Origin of the sequence: Oceanobacillus sp. CFH 90083, from assembly GCF_009389585.1 — a bacterium.
GTDB lineage: Bacteria > Bacillota > Bacilli > Bacillales > Amphibacillaceae > Oceanobacillus.
On sequence record NZ_VIYG01000003.1, the window covers coordinates 253,551 to 272,473 of the forward strand.

Genomic DNA, 18,923 nt, shown 5'->3' on the forward strand with positions numbered 1-18,923 from the left:
TAAATGTTCCAATTATTCAAAAAATAATAAGAGTTGGAGTGAAATATAATGACAACGACATATTTCAAGGATAAAAAGATACCGTATATATGCACCCCTTTAACAGGAAAAACAAAAGAAGAACTGCTGAGTCAGCTTGAAAGTATCATTCCACAATCACCGGATTTAATTGAATGGCGCGCTGATTTCTTTGCAAATCTAGGCGATGTGGAAGAAACTCTAGATATAGTAGGGGAGATAAAAAAGAAAACAGAAATCCCCCTTCTTTTTACGATCCGTTCCGTGCATGAAGGGGGAGAACGTATTTCACTGACGGAGGAGGAGAAAGTTCGTCTAATCAAAGAGGTTTGCAGAAGAACAGAAGCAGAATTTGTTGATTATGAGACGTCTAATGAAGAGAATTATGTAAAAGAGATACGCAAAGCTTCTAAAGAGAATCATAAACAGCTTATTTTATCGTATCATAATTTTAGCAAAACACCGGAAAATGAGGAAATAAAGGAGCGGGCAAAGAAAGCAGAAGAGCTTGGTGCAGATATTGTAAAGTTTGCTGTGATGCCGGAAGTACAGGCAGATGTATTACGTTTATTAGAGGTAACAAAAGATATGGATGAGCTGCTGGATGTACCTGTAGTGTCCATGTCAATGGGAGATGTTGGCGGATTAAGCAGAGTGATTGGCTGGGCTTATGGTTCAATCATTACATTTGGTGTCGGAGTAGAGCTCTCTGCGCCTGGACAAATACCTGTGAAGAAATTGCGGGAAACAATTAAATTAATGCAGGAATTAGTACCGAAATGGGGATAGACGTACATTCTTCATCCCATGCACTTGAAAAATGAAAAGATGTTTAGCTGGTTTTGCTAGACATCTTTTCGTCTTAAAAGGAATTCCGTTTAATCAACTCGGGTTCAATAATAATCCGCTGCCTTGCCTCGTTTGGGTGATTGATTCGTTTATGCAGCAGATTTGCTGCGGTCGTTCCGGTTTTTTTTGCAAAAGAGGAAACAGTCGTAAGCGGCGGATAAGAGATTTCAGCTTCCGGAATATTGTCGAAGCCGACAATGTCTACATCCTTACCGGGGGTGAAGCCCATTTTGCGAAGCCCGATAATTACGCCAAAGGCAATTAAATCACTGAAACAGAAAATGGCTTTTGGCGGATTATCTTGCTGCATCAGCCTTTGAATAGCTTCTACTCCACCTTCTCTGGTAGGGGCGCTATCCAGTATGAGAGAATCATCAACAGGTAATCCTGCTTCCTCATGTGCAGTACGGTATCCTTCCATTCGTTCTATCCAAGTTGTTGAGTTGGAAATCCCGCCGATAAAGGCGATTCGCTGATGCCCCTTTTCGATTAAATGGTTTACGGCCAGATAAGCTCCAGCCTGGTAGTTCAAACCGACAAAATCACAGGTCAGATCCGTTAATTCACGAATCCCTACAACAACTGGAATATCCAGTTTTTTTAGACGCTCTACGGTTTCGGTTGAACTCGTAGAAACAGGGCATAGTAAAATCCCGCCAACCCGATTTTCCAGCATTGTTGAAATAAGCCGATCCTGGTTTTTTAAGGAGTCGAATGTTGTTCCCAGTAAGACAGTATAACCGTATTTTTCTAATTCACGATGGACGCCAAGTAAAAACTGGGAAAAAAAAGTGTTGCCAACATCGGTAATGATTGTTCCGATAGTGGAAGAGCTCTGTGAGCGCAGATTTGCAGCTACACGATCATAAACATAGCCTAGTTCATCCATGCTTTTTAAAACTTTTTCTCTTGTCTTCGCTGCTACTTTTGGACTGTTGCGAACGATTAATGATGCTGTCGCCCGGGAAACACCAGCATGCTTTGCAACATCTTGTAAAGTTATACGACGTGATGGTTTTAGTGTCATAAGTGTTCCCTCCAATCTTGTCAAAGAACGCTCTTTTATTCTGTGATATAGAGCATGATTGTGAATTATCTAGCAATCTGAGCGCTGAAAACGAGAAGATCTTCCGTTCACTCTGTACTTTTAAGTCTATCATTTATTATAAGGTTTTTTGATCCGACAAACAATGAAACGTGATGAAAATCATTTTTCACATTTTAAAAAAGAAGCGATGAAATCACATGCAGTGCATAAGCAAAAAGAATAGCAGCTCCGATCAGAAATAAAGAAAAAGGAAGATTCCATAGACTGAGCTTGTACGAGTTTTGATTCATTTCACTGGATAAAATAGAAAGGGACACATTAAATGGACTGTACATAACGGTGCTTAAGCTGCAGGTTATTAAAACAAATGTTAAAGGAATCCCTGTAATATCCGGCAATATCGGTCGCAGAATTTCTCCCAGCAATACAATCGAAACAAGCGGATGAAAACCAATAAATGAAGTAATCAAAAAATAAATCCCAATAAAACTAAATACGATAAAGATCTGTTCAGAAAATGGTCTGTAAACCTCCTGTAGAAATGCAAGCACTGCTGTTTCTGCAACCATATTTACGAAAAAGCCTGCTGATAAAAACATAAAAAAGAAGTGCGCTTGGCCTTTTGCTTTCGTTTTCCAATGAGGAATTGTATAGAGCAGATAACGTTTCCATTTTCGAATACCCCAAGCCCAGATAAGTGATATAGGTATGATTAATAAAACCAATGAAAAAAGGTATCCTTGATTGATCGAATAATTGAGGATCGTCACTGTCAATACAAGTAAGAGTAATAATAGAAAAAGCTCCCTGATTTTCTTCAGAATAGGTGTTATCGAAATTGTTTTTCCGTTTTGCTGTATCGGCAGATGGGCATATCGTCTTTTACCCAGAGTGGCATCAAGTGCCAGCATCGTAATAGAAAATAGTATTAAAAAGGGAATAAGGAATAAATAATCTTCACCAGTAATTTCTAGTGATTGAATAATCATAATTTCCATCGGGCTCCACATAAGGCAAAGTGCATATGCCCGCAGCAAATTTTGTGTGAAAAATTTGTCCTTTTTTTCTTTAGGGAATGCTTTTAACGATGTACTGAGAGATTTTAATACTAATGGAATGGTTGCGATATTCAGAAATAACCCCAGCATATGAGTTACCAAGCTGCCTCTCTTATATAAATCGCCAGTATTTTGAACCTTGTATTCAAGGAGTGAGCTTAGATGCTTATCATATTTACCGACAATAATGAGAGAGTTTAAAAACGGCAGCATAATAAATAAGGACAGAATCCCAAGCATGGAATCAAATTGCAGGAAAAAGAACTCCCATGAGAGTCCGCTAGTGATAAAAATAATAAAGCCAGTTACATAAAATAAAATCCCTGAATATAAGTAAAGTCCCCGTACATAAAATAGTGAAATAATGATTGCCAGATTTGCAATCACTCCTATTGCTTGCAGTAACAATGTATTCTCCCATAATGTTGCAATAATATACAGAATAATTAATGTAGTATATATGTATAAACGAAGCATCGAAATCCTCCTTAAAAAGTAAACACTATATAAAGCATAATTAATATAATTTTTAGCAGATCAAAAACTTTCCAAAAATTTGTTTGAAATTTCATTTGGACTAGTGTATTATTATGATAACGGTTACAATTAGATCGATCTAATAAAAAGATATATATCTATTATTCTAAGTTATATACAGTGAAAATCAATAGAAAAATTAGATCGATACAATTTCAAATAGAGGTGATGAAATAATGATTTCTACTGCGAGTTCTTTTGTAGAGGGAGAATGGCTGGAGTCAGATCGAAGTAAGGTGGATATTATCAATCCATATTCAGGGGAAAAAATTGGTGTCCAATATCTTGCGACAAAGGATGATGTAGAGCGGGCATTGGCAGCGTCTTATCAGGGCAAGAAAGAAGTAAAAAAAATCTCATCCAATCACAGGGCAAAAATATTGCAGAAAGCAGCTTTTTTACTGGCAGATCGTAAAGAAGCCTTTGCGAAGCTTTTGTCTACTGAACTTGGGAAGCCATTAAAAAATACTTTAGATGAAGTTGATCGATCGATAGAAACACTGGAGCTTTCAGCTGAAGAAGCAAAACGGCTATATGGGGAGACACTTCCGGGAGATGTCTCCTCACGTGGAACGAATACGATGGCTTCAACGTATCGCGTCCCAATTGGTGTTGTGGCGGCGATTACACCATTCAATGCACCGTTAAATTTAGTTTGTCATAAAATTGGTCCGGCGTTTGCTGGAGGGAACGTGACTATTTTAAAGCCTGCTCCACAAACAACCTTAATCGCAACAGCTTTGCTACAGCTGTTATTGGAAGCCGGCTTTCCCAAGCAGGCAGTTCATATGATTTTAGGTGGCGTTGAAGCTGGGCAGCAAATTGTAAGTGATGATAGAGTCAATGTTATTTCATTTACTGGCGGCATTGTTGCAAGTAAAAATATTGCCAGTCTGGCCGGGATAAAAAAGCAGCTGTATGAGCTGGGCGGAAATGCAGCAACAATTGTACATGAGGATGCGGACTTAACACGCGCAGCTGCTCAGTGCGCGCGAACGGGATATAGCAATTCCGGGCAGAGCTGTATTTCAGTACAACGAATTTATGTACATGAAAAAGTAATAGAGGAATTTACGCAAAAGCTGGTAAGTGAAGTAGCAAAGCTGCAAGTTGGCGATCCGCTAGATCCAGCTACAGATGTTGGAACATTGGTAAATGACGAAGCAGCGGATCGAATTATGCTGTGGATTGATGAAGCGGTGAAATTAGGGGCAGAAATTTTACATGGTGCAGAGAAGAGAGGGGCATCGGTCGTACCGACTGTTCTAAAAAATCCTCCCAAAAAGGCGAAAGTTGTTTGTGAAGAGGTATTTGGACCAATTGTCAGTGTTATTCCATATGCACAGCTGGATGAAGCCGTTTCAGAAGCAGATAATTCTTCATTTGGGCTGCAAGTTGGGATTTTCACCAATAAAATTGATCTGGCGTATCAGGTTGCTAATGATATGGAGGTTGGTGGTGTGATTATTAATGGCACATCTAATTTCCGGCTTGATCATTGGCCGTATGGCGGTGTGAAGCATAGCGGAATTGGGAGAGAAGGTCCCCGTTATGCTGTACAGGAGCTGACGGAATCTAAAATGATCGTTTTGCGGCTGGATTGATTTTCTACGGCAAAATATAAATTTTCGTAACATGAAAAAACCTATAACTAAGGGGGGAGCTTATGGTCAATGGATTATATTTAGAAAAGCCTGGTCAGCTCACTTGGATAGATGTCCCTGTTCAAGAAAGGTTACATGACGATGATGTCAAAATCAGAGTCATCTATGGCGGAATCTGTGGTTCTGATATAGCTGTTTATCAGGGAAAATTAACACATGCCCATTATCCAGTTATTCCAGGACATGAGATATTGGGAGAAGTGGTGGAAGCAGGGGCTAAAGCAGGTCTAAAAGTCGGCCAGCGCGTGGTTGTGCAGCCTAATTCCTATTGTGGAACATGCGAACAATGTCAGGCAGGAAACGCCAATATATGCTCGGGTAAAAAATCATTAGGAATTAATAATCAAGGGGGCTTTTCGGAGGAATTTATTATTTCTTCTCAATATGTTATTGAGGTTCCTGATGCATTAGTAAATGAACGTGCTATTTTTATTGAGCCGCTTGCCGTCATTGTTCATGCGTTTAAAAAAGTATCCGTTACCAAAGATACAGCCATTGCAATTGTTGGCTGCGGCACAGAAGGAATGTTGGCTGTTGCACTTGCAAGCTACTATGGCGCAAAAATTACGGCGGTCGATATTAACGATGAAAAATTAAATAAAGCAAAGCAGCATTATCCAAATATAGAGATTTGCAGGCCGGAGGAAGTAAGTGACAATCAATTCGATGTGGTCATGGAGGTTGCTGGTGTAAAATCTGCCTTTGAACAATGTATTGAAATCGTGAAACCAGGCGGAGCAATCGTTGCAATAGGTCTGCCGCCAACAGCAGAAATACCGGTCGTAACGCTCGTCCGCAAAGAAATTACTGTCTATGGCTCAATTATTTACAATGTTCCTGATGACTTTACAAAAAGTATTGATTATTTATTAGATGCTTCCTTCCACGTGGAACCAATTATTTCAGAAATTATTTCAATTAACCATTTTTCGGAAGCATATGAAAAGGCAGTGTCTGGAGATTATCGGAAAATTATTTTGAGCTTTGATGAATCAATATCGTCTACCTGAAATTTTTTGCCGGTTAAAAGGCACAGGAATTTCAGGACATGAATACATGCATAAAAATAATAAGGAGGAAGTGAAATGTCTAAAGCACTCGTTTCAAATTTATTAATTGATTATTTAGAGGATCGTGGTGTAGAGCATATTTTTGGGCTTTGTGGTCATACGAATATTGCTTTTCTTTCGCAACTGGAGAACAGCTCTATTAAATTCGTCAATGTAAGACATGAACAAATTTCTGCGCATATGGCTGATGGCTATGCACGTGTTAAAAAAGAAGCATCTGTTCTTTTAAGTCACTTAGGTCCTGGGCTTACGAATGCAGCAACAGGTGTCGCAAATGCCGCACTCGATTCAATTCCGATGGTGGTTATTGCCGGAGATATTCCCAGTCACTTTTATGGAAAGCATCCGCATCAGGAAGTAAACTTGCACAGCGATGCCTCACAATATGAAATTTATCGTCCATTTGTAAAAAGAGCATGGCGGGTGGATCGTCCGGATTTAATGCCGGAAATCATTGAAAAAGCATTTCAACTGGCAGAGACAGGCAGACCTGGTCCGGTTTTAATTTCCGTTCCAATGGATATTTTCTCAAAAGAGATTGATTCCGCATTATTTGAACGTGTAAAACATCATACACGCTCCATTACAAAGCCATCAATTAGTGATGTAACAGCGAAAGAAATTATTGAGAAGCTGGTCCATTCGAAAAATCCAGTTATTTATGCAGGCGGTGGTGTCATCCTTGCTGATGCTGCTGAAGAGCTGCGAGCGTTTCATGAGCATTTTGATATTCCTGTTGCCCATTCTCTTATGGGAAAAGGGGTTGTATCCGATGACAGTGATTTAACACTTGGGATGACAGGGTTCTGGGGTACGAAATTTATTAACGAAAAAACTCGTACAGCAGATACGATTTTTGCCTTGGGAACACAATTTGCAGAAGCCGACAGCAGCTCATGGGAGCCGGCATATACCTTTGATATTCCGAAAACAAAGCTTATCCAAATCGATATTGATGCTAATGAGATTGGCCGTAATTATCCGGTGGAAATGGGTGTAGTAGCAGATTTAAAACAGGCATTGACGGTTTTAAATCGTGTAGCAAAAGAACTGTATCCAGAAGGAATTTCCAATGAAAGCATCAGAAAAGAAATAGCTGAAAATCGAAAAGCCTTCCAGGCAAGTAATGAAGAGCTTAGAAAGGATAACAGCTTCCCATTGATGCCACAACGAATTTTAGCAGATGTAGAGGAAGTTATTCCGGAAAATACGTACATTACCACCGATGTAGGCTGGAATAAAAATGGTGTTGGACAGCAATTCCCAATTTATAAAGCTGGCAGTATCCTTACACCTGGTGGTTTTGCAACGATGGGATTCGGTGCACCTGCTGCCTTGGGAGTTAAAATTGCTGACCCAGATAGTGTTGTTATTTCACTGGTAGGAGATGGGGGTTTCGGACAAAACCCTGCTTTATTAGCAACAGCTGCAGAGGAGAATATCCCGGTGATTTGGGTTATTATGAATAATTCATCCTTTGGAACAATCGCCGGTTTACAAAAAGCTCACTATGATACGACATTTGGCACTGTTTTTGAGAAATCTACGGACTTTGCTGCGGTTGCAAAAGCCTATGGTGTCGAAGGAATTAAAATTAACGCTGCGGATGAATTTAAGCCCGCTCTTGAAAAAGCCATTCAGCTGAATAAACCGGTTGTCCTTGATGTACCAATGATCAATAACCCGGTACCTACAGATGGACATTGGAACATTATGGATATTTATTCGCCAGGTAAAGAAGTTCATCATGTGAGTGTGAAATGATTCGTTGAAAAGCTAAAAATAATTTTTTAACCATATGGAGTCAAGGATTTAAATTGATTTCATATGGTTTTTTGTTTTATGAAAGCTTGAAAAACAGTATAAAATCAACTGATGCTCTAATGCTTAGATCAGGAAAAGGATGAAGGGTAAGGAATGGGTAAACGGGTAATTAACAGGCTAATAGAAAGATATTATAGGGGGATAGGGGGAAAACGTTAAAACAGTTGATCCCCTTCCTGTATCAAAGATCAACTGTTTTAAAAATTACCTTATTTTTTTATACTTACAATTTCCTTCTCATCAGCAGCCTGTTTGATGGCTAAGACAACTTTTAATGTTTCCAGTGCATCCTCTCCTGTAACGCGGGGAGCAGCCTTATTTTTGATGACGTCAATAAAATGATGAAGCTCTGCTGTCATAGGATCATTGTCATCCACATGTATTTTTTTAGTGTGCAATGGATAATCCCAGCCATGCTGCTTCTCATCATATGTATGTATCTGCATACTTGGAAATGCGATACTCCCTTTGGTTCCAAAAAAGAAATAACAGTCGCTTTGATTCTGTGGATATTTCGGGTTTTCTCCTGCTGTCAGTTCATATGACCAGGGGGAGGGAACGCCATCAGAAACAAAATAGGTCATGGTTGGTCCTTCCTTTGTTTCAAGAAGAATGGAAGCTGCATCCTCCACTTTATTATTTCTAATTTGATTTCGACTTGCAGCATATACCCGATCAATGGTCAGTCCAGTAATATACCTTATATTGTCTATATCATGCGCGGCGTTGATTAATAAGGGACCGCCGCCCTTCGTGATACGCCAGTCTTCGGTAAAATAGGCATGATCCTTTGCAAGGGCAAACATCATATGGACACCGACTAAATCGCCAAGAAGTCCAGAAGTAATAATCTCTTTTATTTTATTTACTTTATTAGAAAAGCGGCGATGGTGGCCGACCAGCAGCGGAATATCAGCTGTTTGAGCATATTGAATGATCGCCTGCCCTGCTTCGATGGTTGGAGCAATTGGTTTTTCGACAAGTGCTGCTATCCCTTTCAGGGCACATTGCTGAACAGCCTCTGCGTGAAGGTGATTAGGCAATGTGATAATGGCTCCATCCATGTCGCATTGTTCCAATAAGTCTTTATAATCCGTAAATAAAGGGACTTGCAGCTTCTTTGCCCGCATACTGGCTAACGTATCATTACCAGCTACGCCGACTAAAGAAACACCATCCATTTTTAATATATCATTTGCAAATTTATAGCCATGATTCAGTCCAATAACAGCAATTTTAATATCTATGTGTATCACCTCTAAAATGATTTTTCACGGATAAGCACCAGCTATCCTGTGGTACTATGTTACGATTAAATAAATATAATACAGCAGCAAGAAAAGGGAAGAAATACCTTACCCTTTTTTCAGCTTGCCTTTAATCGTTGTAAATATATTTGTTTGACCCAGCATCGTAAAGATAAAGACAATTGTCAGAATCAATGTGATCGGTGTATTGACAAATCCGAATAGAAAATCTCCAAAGCCGTCTGATCCCATATACGCTCTTCGGAAAGAGGTATCGATTAATGGACCCAGTATAATCCCGAGAACAAGAGGGGCAACAGGAAATTTGTTGATTTTCATGATGAAACCAATGATTCCGAAGCCAAGCATCCAGTATACATCCGTGATACTGTTATTAATGGAGTAGGAGCCAATCACAGTAATAACAGCAATGATTGGTAATAAAACTTGCTTAGGCACAGTGACAATTTTGATAAAGATCGAAACAACGAGTAAACCAAAGATTAATAGGAAAACATTTGCCAGCACCGAGGAACCAACCATTACCCAGAATAAGTCACCACTTTGCTCCATCAAAAGCGGTCCGGGCTGTAAGCCATGGATAAATAATGCCCCGATAAAAATAGCTGTTACAGCATCTCCGGGAATCCCTAATGTTAAAAGTGGGATGAGTGCTCCGCCAATCGCAGCACTATTTGCCGCTTCCGGAGCAATAACCCCTTCATACGCGCCCTCACCAAACTTGCGATTTGGTTTTTTAACGGTTTGTTTCGCATGGTCATATCCCAGTAGAGCAGCAATTTCTCCACCTGCTCCCGGGAGAGCCCCGACAAAAACACCAATAATAGAAACACGCAGTGATATTGGTAAAAATTTAAGTATAAAACGAAGAGGCGGAAAAACCGTCTTTTTCAAAAAAGAGGCAACCCCTTTTTGGTTAAGCGTTCTAAGTTGAAATAAAATCTCTGACATACCGAATAATCCAAGTAAAGCAACGATAAAATTAACACCGCTCATTAATTCTAAGGAACCAAAGGTAAATCGGGCTCCGCCGCCAATCGTGTCCATGCCGACAAGGCCTACAAGGATTCCGGCACCTGCGGCGAAAATTCCTTTTGCAGTTGCTCCTTTACTAAGACTGCCGACGAGTAGTAACCCAAGCAGCGCAAGCAGCAAATAATCCCGCTGACCAAAATTAATTGCTACAGATGCCACTAAAGGGGCAAGGGTTGCCAATACAATAACCCCGATAATCCCGCCGACAAAAGAATAGATGGTTGAAAGTGTCAGCGCCATTCTCGCTTCCCCTTTTTGTGCTAAGGGATAGCCATCAAATGATGTAGCAACGTTGGATGGACCTCCCGGCATATTAATTAAGATGGAGGCACGCGAACCGCCAAATACGCCGCCAAAATAAACTCCCAGCATAAGAGCTAATGCATCTAATAGCTCCCATGAGTAAGTAAGAGATAGAATTAATGCAATGCATAAGGTAACAGAGAGACCGGGAATAGCGCCAAGAATAATCCCGCCGAAAGTTCCGGCTGCAACGAGAAATAATAAATTAAGATCTAAAAATGGTATAAGAAATTGTTGAATAGCTTCCATGATCAACGCCCCTTATGGAAAAATGATGTGGAACAATCTTGTAAAGACTAAGTAAAAAACGATAACACTTCCTATAGAGACGAGGATATTTGTTTTCCAGGATACTCCTCTTAAATAAATCATACTTATGATTAAGAAAAGACAGGTCGCTACACTAAAAGGCAGTATAGATATGGATAAAACATAAAGTATCGTCAATACAAAATAGATGAATATAAACGCATATTGTTTCCACGTCATTTGAATGTCTTCTGCTCCATCAGCATGTTGTGCTTCATTTTCTAAGTTTTCTTCTGCCGTTGTTTCCATCATAGATGTTTTTGCTTTTTTCTTAACTTGGTCTTGAATGATAACAATGACTCCAGTTATGATCATCACAATAGTAATAAGAGCTGGCAGAAAACTTCCACCAGCAGGATCAAACAATGAGGCTCTTTCCATTACAAAGGTCTGACTCAAAAAGACGAGACCAACAATAATCATTGTTAACCCGGGAGCCATTGCTTTTAATGTTTGCACGTTCAACTCCTCCTTTTAAGTAGGGGTATACAATCTGCATCAAAGCAGAGCAACTTAAAATATTCCCATTATTCAGGCTGTGGAATACCAAACTCTTCTGGAGAGATGTCTGTTTCCCCAGCTTCATAGAGCATCCATGCTGATGTAGAGCGATTTTGCTCAATGTAATCAATGGCTTCTTGCCCGCTAATATTTAAATATTCCATTCCCAGGTTTTCTAATGTTGTTCTGAAATCACTGGTATCAATGGCAACTTCGAAAGATTCAGTTAGTTTTGCTAATACATCCTCAGGCGTATCTTTGTGAGCAAATACAGCTTGGAAAGGTCCCCAAGGTAGATATTTATCAATTTCAGGATAAATATCTGTAATTGCCGGTACATCAGGAAGTGCTTCGATTTCCTCGTCATTGATTACTGCCAGCATTCGGAAATCACCTGATTCGACATAATCCTGTGCGGCAGAAATTGTGACAGTAGTTGCATCAATTTCTCCACCTAATAAAGCTGTAGTGACAGGCCCTTCCCCATCATATGGAACAGTTCTAAATTCCGTACCAAATTCATTGTGCAGCATAGCCAGTACAACATTTGGGAGGCCACCCTCTCCAGTTGTACCAAAAATTAAATCATTCGGGTTTTCAGCTGCATGATTCACTAAATCTTCTAAAGTCTGGTAAGGTGAATCTTCTTTTACAATAATTCCTGCAAAAGAGTTAGCGATAACAGATACCGGGACAAAATCTTCTTGATAACTGCGTTCAGAAATATCTAAGACCTGATATAAATTTGGGTTTTCAGCTCCGAACAATAACGTGTATCCGTCTGCTGCCTGATCATATACATATTGAGTTGCAATCGCACCAGCGGCTCCTGCTCTATTTTGCATTACAAGTGAGCTGCCAATTTCCTTTTCTACAATAGGGGCTAAAGTTCTGCCAATAATATCAGTTGCTCCGCCTTCTCCCCACATAATAATACCGTCAATATCTTTTTCCGGATAATTATTTCCCGTATTATCCGCACTGCTATTAGAACCACACGCAGATAGTAGGGATATAATTAAGATAAATAATAGAGCTGTTGTCTTTGAAGATTTTATTTTCATGATGTTTCCTCCAATATTATTTCTCTACTGGGGGTATACCTAATTCTTCTGGAGAGATGTCTGTTTCTCCAGCTTCATAAAGCATCCACGCAGATGTTGATTGATTTGCCTGGACAAATTCGATAGCATCTTCACCATGAAGGTTTAAAGGATCTACACCTAAATCAGTCAGTCTCTCCGTGAACGCTTCATTGTTCTGTGCTGCATCAAATCCATCACTTAATTTTTGGACAATTTCCTCTGGTGTATCCTTGTGTGCGAAAATTCCCTGGAAAGGTCCCCAAGGCAGGTATGTCTCAAACTGTGGGTAAATCTCTGTTATTGGCTGCACGTCAGGGATAGAATCTAATGAGTCATTATTGAGAACTGCTAACATTTTAAAATCCCCAGAATCAATATATTCTTGTGCAGCTGAAACAGCAAGTACCGTGACATCAATTTCATTTCCTAGTAAAGCAACTGCTAATGGTCCATCTCCATCATAAGGAATTGGATTGAACTCAATATTAAGCTCATTTCTTAACATAGCACTTGCAACGTGCGGTAAACCGCCTTCTCCTGATGTTCCCATTAATAAATTACTGGGATTCTCCTCAGCATAAGCAACTAAGTCTTCTAATGTCTCAAAATCAGAATCAGCATTTACTACGATTCCGGCATAACTTTGCCCAATAATAGTTACTGGAACAAAGTCATTCATGTAATCTCTCTCAGAAATATCTAGTATTTGATAGAGGTTTGGATTTTCAGCGCCGAATAATAATGTGTATCCATCCGCTGCCTGGTCATAAACATATTGTGTAGCAATTGCTCCTGTAGCACCTGTTCTATTTTGCATAACAAGGGAGGCACCAATCTCATCTTCTGCAACACTTGCAAGCGTCCGGGAAATAATATCAGTTGCTCCGCCTTCCCCCCATTGTATAATACCATTAATATCTTTTTCAGGGAAATTGTCTTCACTCGCGCCACTACTATCATTGCTGCTGCAGGCTGCCAAAATAAAGAAGAAAATAGCAGTGCAATAAATGAGAAAACGCCTTTTTGTAAAATATTTATTCATTAAAATCAACCTACCTTTTCTTAACTGTTTTATGATGAAAAAATAAACGAAAACCTTTTTACGAGCTCCCTCCAATCTGATTTAATTGAAAGCGGTTACTTTTTGTGGTAATTATAATTCCACTAAGAGAAACTCGATTCTCTTAAATGGAATTTGATGATAAAAGTATTCTAACATAAATGATTTTGAATGTCATTACTAAAATGAGTTGAATTTTCTATCTTTTCTAAATTAGTAGAATGAATAAGGATAGAAGAGGAGAGCTATTTTATTACTATGAAGGCAATATTCTTTATAAAAATACGCTCATTTCAATATGAACGGTTAAGGTTTAAATATCTAAAGGTTTTTAAACTTGAATATATAATCTTGGTGAAAAGCATTGAAAAACATTTATATATGATATAAACTAAAAAATATAATTCTATTGTACAGAACTCAGTTCCGTTAAATAGAAACTGGGGAGGGAGTCTTTGAAGATGGAAAATAATCCACAGATAATCCGTTCCGTTCAGCGGGCGATAGATATTCTTAAAAGCTTTGGTGAGAAGAATGATGAGCTGACGCTGACAGAGATTTCAGAAAAAACGGATCTAGCCAAATCTACCGCGACAAGGTTGCTTGCCACACTGGAGGAAAACAACTTTGTTGAGAGAGAAGCAGCTTCCGGAAAGTATCGGCTGGGGAAGGAACTTTATTTTTTAGGCCATGCGGCAGGCAGATCAATAGAGATAAAGGAGGTTTCCAAAGCGACGATGCTGCGTTTGCGAGAACAATTGAAGGAAACGATCAACCTGTACGTGTTAGACGGAGAGAATCGTGTTTGTATTCAGCAGTTTGAAAGCTTACAATCGGTTAAACATATGGTGCAGGTTGGGCAAAAGCTGCCATTGACCGTTGGAGCCAGTGGAAAAATATTGCTCGCATATCAGCCTCAAGCATTTATCAATGAAATAATTGCAAAGCAAATAATGATTAAGAGTAAGCAGGATTTATTAGCTGAGCTACATCAAATTGTTGATGAAAGGTATGTGGAAAGCATAGAAGAAAGAGAGGCTGGCACTTCTGCTGCTGCTGCTCCTATTTTTGATATTAATGGGAATATGATTGCAGCATTGTCTGTATCAGGCCCGGCGCATCGATATAATCCGAGTAAAAAGTCAGACTTAAAAACAATTCTTGTTGCGGCAGCGTTAGAAATATCTACAAATATGGGATATTCCTTATAAAATAACGAAATGAAAGGGATTACATAAGGGGTGACTATGTTTGAAGTTGCATCGTATTTTAATAAAATATATTTTTTAACGGAGCTTACGACACCAACATAAAAATGAGGTACTTACCATATCAGAGGAGGCACGCTTCTCATAAAAAATCAATTATAAAATTGGGGAGAGGATAAAAGTGAATACTAAAAATTTCGGTCCTTTAACAGGAATTAAAATTTTAGACATATCTACCATGATTGCGGCTCCATTTGGCGCAACATTACTTGCTGATTTTGGAGCGGAAGTGATAAAAATTGAATTGCCTAATAAGGGTGATACATTACGTACGGTGGGACCCTGGAAGGATGGAGAAGCCTTACGCTGGCCTGGACTTGCACGCAATAAAAAATCTTTAACGTTAGATATTCGTAAAAGTGAAGGAAAAAAAATCTTTAAACAATTAATTGCTGAATCAGATATTTTAATAGAAAATTTTCGTCCAGGAACATTAGAAAAATGGGATCTTGGCTATGAGGAGTTAAAGAAGGAAAACCCGGATTTAGTGATGGTGCGTGTTTCTGGTTATGGGCAAACGGGTCCTTATCGTGAAAAAGCTGGTTTTGGTACACCTGCCACAGCATTTAGTGGACATACTGCTATTCAAGGTTATCCAGATCGTCCGCCTGTAAGTCCTTCTTATTCTTTACTTGATTATATTACTGGAATCTATGTTGCATTTGCCGCAGTTGCTGCTTTGTATCATCGTGATACAGGGGAAGAAAAAGAAGGACAGGTTGTAGAGATGGGTTTATATGAAGCTATTTTTAGAATGCTGGAATTTTTAATTGCGGAGTATGATCAAAATAAAGTAGTTCGTGATAGAAGTCCAGGCTTATCAGGCCATTCCAGTCCAGCCGGAACGTATGCGACAAAAGATGGGAAGTTTGTTGTGCTTGTGTGCAGCACTGATTCTACGTTTGATAGACTTGCCGGGGCGATGGGGCGTGAAGATATGCTGGAGGATGATCGCTATTATACCAATGCGGTGCGTTTAAAAAATGATGATGCTGTGCAGGAAATTGTTTCAAACTGGATTCGTCAGTATACCCAAAAAGAATTAACGGAGCTGCTTGATGCCCATGGTGTTCCAGTAAGCCCTATTTTGACCATTGAGGATATTTTTAATGATCCGCAGTTTAAGGAGAGAGAGAATATTGTGGAAGTAGAACATCCCCGGTTAGGAAAGGTGAAGGTTCCTGGTATTGTCCCGAAATTCTCAAAAACACCGGGTTCAATCCGCCATCGCGCTCCGGAATTAGGGGAGCATAATCATGAGATATTAGGAGAGCTGTTAGGGTTCTCAGAACAAGAAATAAATGTTTTAAAGGAGCAAGGGGTTATTTAGAGGGAGTTATGGAGAAAGGAAAGTGGATGAAAAATATAATCAAATATGGAGTGATTTAATTTGGATAAAAAGATTTTATTGCCCAAAAAAGTAACCATTTGTGAAGTTGCCCCACGCGATGGTTTGCAAGCGGTTTCTGACTGGATTCAGACGGAAGATAAAATAAAAATGGTGAAAAGCTTAGTACAGACGGGGATTCCTTCATTAGAGATTACCTCTTTTGTCCATCCGAAAGCAATTCCCCAATTAAAGGATGCTGAAGAAGTCGTTACATCCGTGGTTGATCAGCTGGAAGGTGTTGATGTACGTGCGCTGGTTCCAAATTTAAGGGGAGCAGAGCGGGCAGTAAATGCAGGAGTAAAAAAATTGAAAACAATGCTCTCTGCTACGGATTCTCATAGTTTATCAAATGCAAATGATACCGTAGCAAATGCACAAGAAAAGCTGACTCCTATTTTTGAATATGCTGATTCGCGAAATATCACGGTGATGGGATCGATATCTGTGGCATTTGGCTGCCCTTTTGAGGGAACTGTACCAGTCGAGCGGTTAATAGAAATCATTAAACGTTATGTCGACATGGGAGTTCGTGAAATTTCACTTGCAGACTCAACTGGGATGGCACAGCCAGTACAAGTATATGATACATTGGGAATATTAAAAGAGGAGTTCCCGCAGGTTGCCTATTCTATGCATTTTCATAATACTCGTGGAGCTGCCCTTGCGAATACTTTTGCTGCTCTGCAACAGGGCGTAACACTGTATGATAGTTCGATCGCCGGCATTGGCGGCTGCCCTTATTTACCTAATGCGACTGGAAATGTAGCAACGGAAGACCTCGTTCATATGCTTGAAGAAATGGGGATTCACACGAATGTCAATTTAGATGAAGTGATCAAGGTCGCCAAAGATACACTTGATTTATTAAAAGTGAAGGGTGATAGCTACATGCTGACAGCAGGACCAACCTCTCGATTACATGATAAGCCGACCAGACAGAAGAAGATAGATGAATGAGGGAAGATAGGGTTATGATGAGAGATTAAAATAGAGATATTTTAACAAAAGAGAAATCCGGACTGATTTTTTCATAGTGGTTCGGGTTTCTCTTTTGTGTGGGTTTGTTTTATTGGTATTTCAATTATCCATATAGGGTACGATGTACAAAAGGCTCTTCTCTTTCCCCGTTACAGCTATTTCAATCCACGCACCCATATAGGGTACGATCATTTAGGCACAATGGAGAGATTTCTTTTCTTAAAATTTCAATCCACGCACCCATATAGGGTACGATATATGCCGCGATGGCAAAAATTCACCGAAGATTTTATTTCAATCCACGCACCCATATAGGGTACGATCATTTAGGCACAATGGAGAGATTTCTTTTCTTAATATTTCAATCCACGCACCCATATAGGGTACGATATATGCCGCGATGGCAAAAATTCACCGAAGATTTTATTTCAATCCACGCACCCATATAGGGTACGATACGTTCTTTGAACGTTATACAACAGAAAGCATTGAGATTTCAATCCACGCACCCATATAGGGTACGATTACTGTCAAAGGTAGTCACTTTTTTATTTTATCCATTTCAATCCACGCACCCATATAGGGTACGATCACTGTCAAAGGTAGTCACTTGTTTATTTTATCCATTTCAATCCACGCCCCCATATAGGGTACGATAAGCCGCCGAAACCAAATATCAAGGCCAAGAAAGATTTCAATCCACGCACCCGTATAGGGTACGATTACTGACAAAGGTAGTCACTTTTTTATTCTATCCATTTCAATCCACGCCCCCATATAGGGTACGATAAGCCGCCGAAACCAAATATCAAGGCCAAGAAAGATTTCAATCCACGCACCCATATAGGGTACGATAAGCCGCCGAAACCAATTATCATGGCCGAGAAAGATTTCAATCCACGCACCCATATAGGGTACGATTACATAATGTGTAACAGACTGTCCTTCACTAACAATTTCAATCCACGCACCCATATAGGGTACGATACCATAAATTAGTTTTAAGGGAGGGAGGAGAGTAATTTCAATCCACGCACCCATATAGGGTACGATCAGGAAATGATGCTGGATATAGAAAAAGAAATGGATTTCAATCCACGCACCCATATAGGGTACGATATTTAAAAAATGTGTAAGGGTGGTGGATGAAAAATTTCAATCCACGCACCCATATAGGGTACGATCAGGAAATGATGCTGGATATAGAAAAAGAAATGGATTTCAATCCACGCACCCATATAGGGTACGATATTTAAAAAATGTGTAAGGGTGGTGGATGAAAAATTTCAATCCACGCACCCATATAGGGTACGATTTTGAAGATGCAGTCAGGTATTTAATTATAATTGATATTTCAATCCACGCACCCATATAGGGTACGATACTGGCAAGTAGAGTGCCTTGCACAGCTTCGCAAAATTTCAATCCACGCACCCATATAGGGTACGATAATCACCCCTTTCCAATATTTTACCATGAATTCTATTTCAATCCACGCACCCATATAGGGTACGATACTCACCCCTTTCCAATATTTTACCATGAGTTCTATTTCAATCCACGCACCCATCTCGGGAACGATGATGATTCATGTTGACTTTCAATATGATCGGATATATCAATCCACGCACCCATATAGGGTATGATGGAACATATTT

14 protein-coding genes and 1 CRISPR repeat array (1 of these 15 only partly in view) are annotated in these 18,923 nt (G+C 39.5%); of the genes, 7 read left to right on the plus strand and 7 right to left on the minus strand.

The window, feature by feature from the left end:
• Nucleotides 1-48: 48 nt before the first annotated feature.
• On the plus strand, nt 49-807 hold the full coding sequence (gene aroD / locus FLK20_RS06165) for a type I 3-dehydroquinate dehydratase (RefSeq protein ID WP_152655669.1): 759 nt from the start codon (nt 49-51) through the stop codon (nt 805-807).
• Nucleotides 808-880: 73 nt separating this feature from the next.
• Here aroD and FLK20_RS06170 read toward each other — a convergent pair whose 3' ends face one another.
• On the minus strand, nt 881-1,894 hold the full coding sequence (locus FLK20_RS06170) for a LacI family DNA-binding transcriptional regulator (protein ID WP_152655670.1): 1,014 nt from the start codon (nt 1,892-1,894) through the stop codon (nt 881-883).
• Between the two features lie 194 nt (nt 1,895-2,088).
• On the minus strand, nt 2,089-3,450 hold the full coding sequence (locus FLK20_RS06175) for a hypothetical protein (RefSeq protein ID WP_152655671.1): 1,362 nt from the start codon (nt 3,448-3,450) through the stop codon (nt 2,089-2,091).
• Nucleotides 3,451-3,686: 236 nt separating this feature from the next.
• On the opposite strand from FLK20_RS06175, the gene FLK20_RS06180 reads away from it, so the two are divergent.
• The 3 genes from FLK20_RS06180 to FLK20_RS06190 all read left to right on the plus strand — a co-directional run bounded on the left by FLK20_RS06180 (nt 3,687) and on the right by FLK20_RS06190 (nt 8,008).
• Nucleotides 3,687-5,114: an aldehyde dehydrogenase family protein gene (locus FLK20_RS06180; protein WP_152655672.1), complete on the plus strand. Its 1,428-nt coding sequence runs from the start codon at nt 3,687-3,689 to the stop codon at nt 5,112-5,114.
• A 62-nt stretch (nt 5,115-5,176) separates the two neighbouring features.
• Complete coding sequence (locus tag FLK20_RS06185) at nt 5,177-6,184, plus strand: zinc-dependent alcohol dehydrogenase (protein ID WP_152655673.1); 1,008 nt, start codon at nt 5,177-5,179, stop codon at nt 6,182-6,184.
• Nucleotides 6,185-6,259: 75 nt separating this feature from the next.
• Nucleotides 6,260-8,008, plus strand: coding sequence for a thiamine pyrophosphate-binding protein (locus FLK20_RS06190; RefSeq protein ID WP_152655674.1), 1,749 nt, complete (start codon nt 6,260-6,262; stop codon nt 8,006-8,008).
• A 269-nt stretch (nt 8,009-8,277) separates the two neighbouring features.
• Here the strand turns inward: FLK20_RS06190 and FLK20_RS06195 are convergent, their stop codons facing one another.
• From FLK20_RS06195 to FLK20_RS06215, 5 genes are all read right to left on the minus strand, one after another.
• Entirely contained in the window at nt 8,278-9,324 is a 1,047-nt protein-coding gene (locus FLK20_RS06195; protein WP_152655675.1) for a Gfo/Idh/MocA family protein, read from the minus strand.
• Between the two features lie 99 nt (nt 9,325-9,423).
• Complete coding sequence (locus FLK20_RS06200) at nt 9,424-10,923, minus strand: tripartite tricarboxylate transporter permease (RefSeq protein ID WP_152655676.1); 1,500 nt, start codon at nt 10,921-10,923, stop codon at nt 9,424-9,426.
• Between the two features lie 12 nt (nt 10,924-10,935).
• The gene (locus FLK20_RS06205) at nt 10,936-11,442 is read right to left on the minus strand and encodes a tripartite tricarboxylate transporter TctB family protein (RefSeq protein WP_152655677.1); all 507 of its coding nucleotides are present in this window, start codon (nt 11,440-11,442) and stop codon (nt 10,936-10,938) included.
• A gap of 68 nt (nt 11,443-11,510) precedes the next feature.
• Nucleotides 11,511-12,548, minus strand: a complete 1,038-nt coding sequence (locus tag FLK20_RS06210) for a tripartite tricarboxylate transporter substrate binding protein (protein ID WP_152655678.1) — start codon at nt 12,546-12,548, stop codon at nt 11,511-11,513.
• 16 nt (nt 12,549-12,564) lie between these two features.
• A complete protein-coding gene (locus tag FLK20_RS06215; RefSeq protein ID WP_152655679.1) occupies nt 12,565-13,611 on the minus strand; it encodes a Bug family tripartite tricarboxylate transporter substrate binding protein in 1,047 nt (348 codons plus the stop codon).
• A gap of 479 nt (nt 13,612-14,090) precedes the next feature.
• Between FLK20_RS06215 and FLK20_RS06220 the strand changes: the two genes are divergently transcribed.
• The 3 genes from FLK20_RS06220 to FLK20_RS06230 all read left to right on the plus strand — a co-directional run bounded on the left by FLK20_RS06220 (nt 14,091) and on the right by FLK20_RS06230 (nt 17,244).
• Complete coding sequence (locus FLK20_RS06220) at nt 14,091-14,840, plus strand: IclR family transcriptional regulator (protein ID WP_152655680.1); 750 nt, start codon at nt 14,091-14,093, stop codon at nt 14,838-14,840.
• Between the two features lie 178 nt (nt 14,841-15,018).
• Complete coding sequence (locus FLK20_RS06225; protein ID WP_152655681.1) at nt 15,019-16,227, plus strand: CaiB/BaiF CoA transferase family protein; 1,209 nt, start codon at nt 15,019-15,021, stop codon at nt 16,225-16,227.
• Nucleotides 16,228-16,287: 60 nt separating this feature from the next.
• On the plus strand, nt 16,288-17,244 hold the full coding sequence (locus FLK20_RS06230) for a hydroxymethylglutaryl-CoA lyase (RefSeq protein ID WP_227994872.1): 957 nt from the start codon (nt 16,288-16,290) through the stop codon (nt 17,242-17,244).
• Between the two features lie 178 nt (nt 17,245-17,422).
• A CRISPR array of direct repeats spans nt 17,423-18,923; the repeat unit is 32 nt; unit sequence ATTTCAATCCACGCACCCATATAGGGTACGAT; it runs 250 nt beyond the window's last position.

Excerpts from the sequence above, each read along its gene's own strand:
- aroD (WP_152655669.1), top strand. The coding sequence starts at position 49 with ATGACAACGACATATTTCAAGGATAAAAAGATACCGTATATATGCACC.
- FLK20_RS06170 (WP_152655670.1), bottom strand. The coding sequence starts at position 1,894 with ATGACACTAAAACCATCACGTCGTATAACTTTACAAGATGTTGCAAAG.
- FLK20_RS06175 (WP_152655671.1), bottom strand. The coding sequence starts at position 3,450 with ATGCTTCGTTTATACATATATACTACATTAATTATTCTGTATATTATT.
- FLK20_RS06180 (WP_152655672.1), top strand. The coding sequence starts at position 3,687 with ATGATTTCTACTGCGAGTTCTTTTGTAGAGGGAGAATGGCTGGAGTCA.
- FLK20_RS06185 (WP_152655673.1), top strand. The coding sequence starts at position 5,177 with ATGGTCAATGGATTATATTTAGAAAAGCCTGGTCAGCTCACTTGGATA.
- FLK20_RS06190 (WP_152655674.1), top strand. The coding sequence starts at position 6,260 with ATGTCTAAAGCACTCGTTTCAAATTTATTAATTGATTATTTAGAGGAT.
- FLK20_RS06200 (WP_152655676.1), bottom strand. The coding sequence starts at position 10,923 with ATGGAAGCTATTCAACAATTTCTTATACCATTTTTAGATCTTAATTTA.
- FLK20_RS06210 (WP_152655678.1), bottom strand. The coding sequence starts at position 12,548 with ATGAAAATAAAATCTTCAAAGACAACAGCTCTATTATTTATCTTAATT.
- FLK20_RS06215 (WP_152655679.1), bottom strand. The coding sequence starts at position 13,611 with ATGAATAAATATTTTACAAAAAGGCGTTTTCTCATTTATTGCACTGCT.
- FLK20_RS06220 (WP_152655680.1), top strand. The coding sequence starts at position 14,091 with ATGGAAAATAATCCACAGATAATCCGTTCCGTTCAGCGGGCGATAGAT.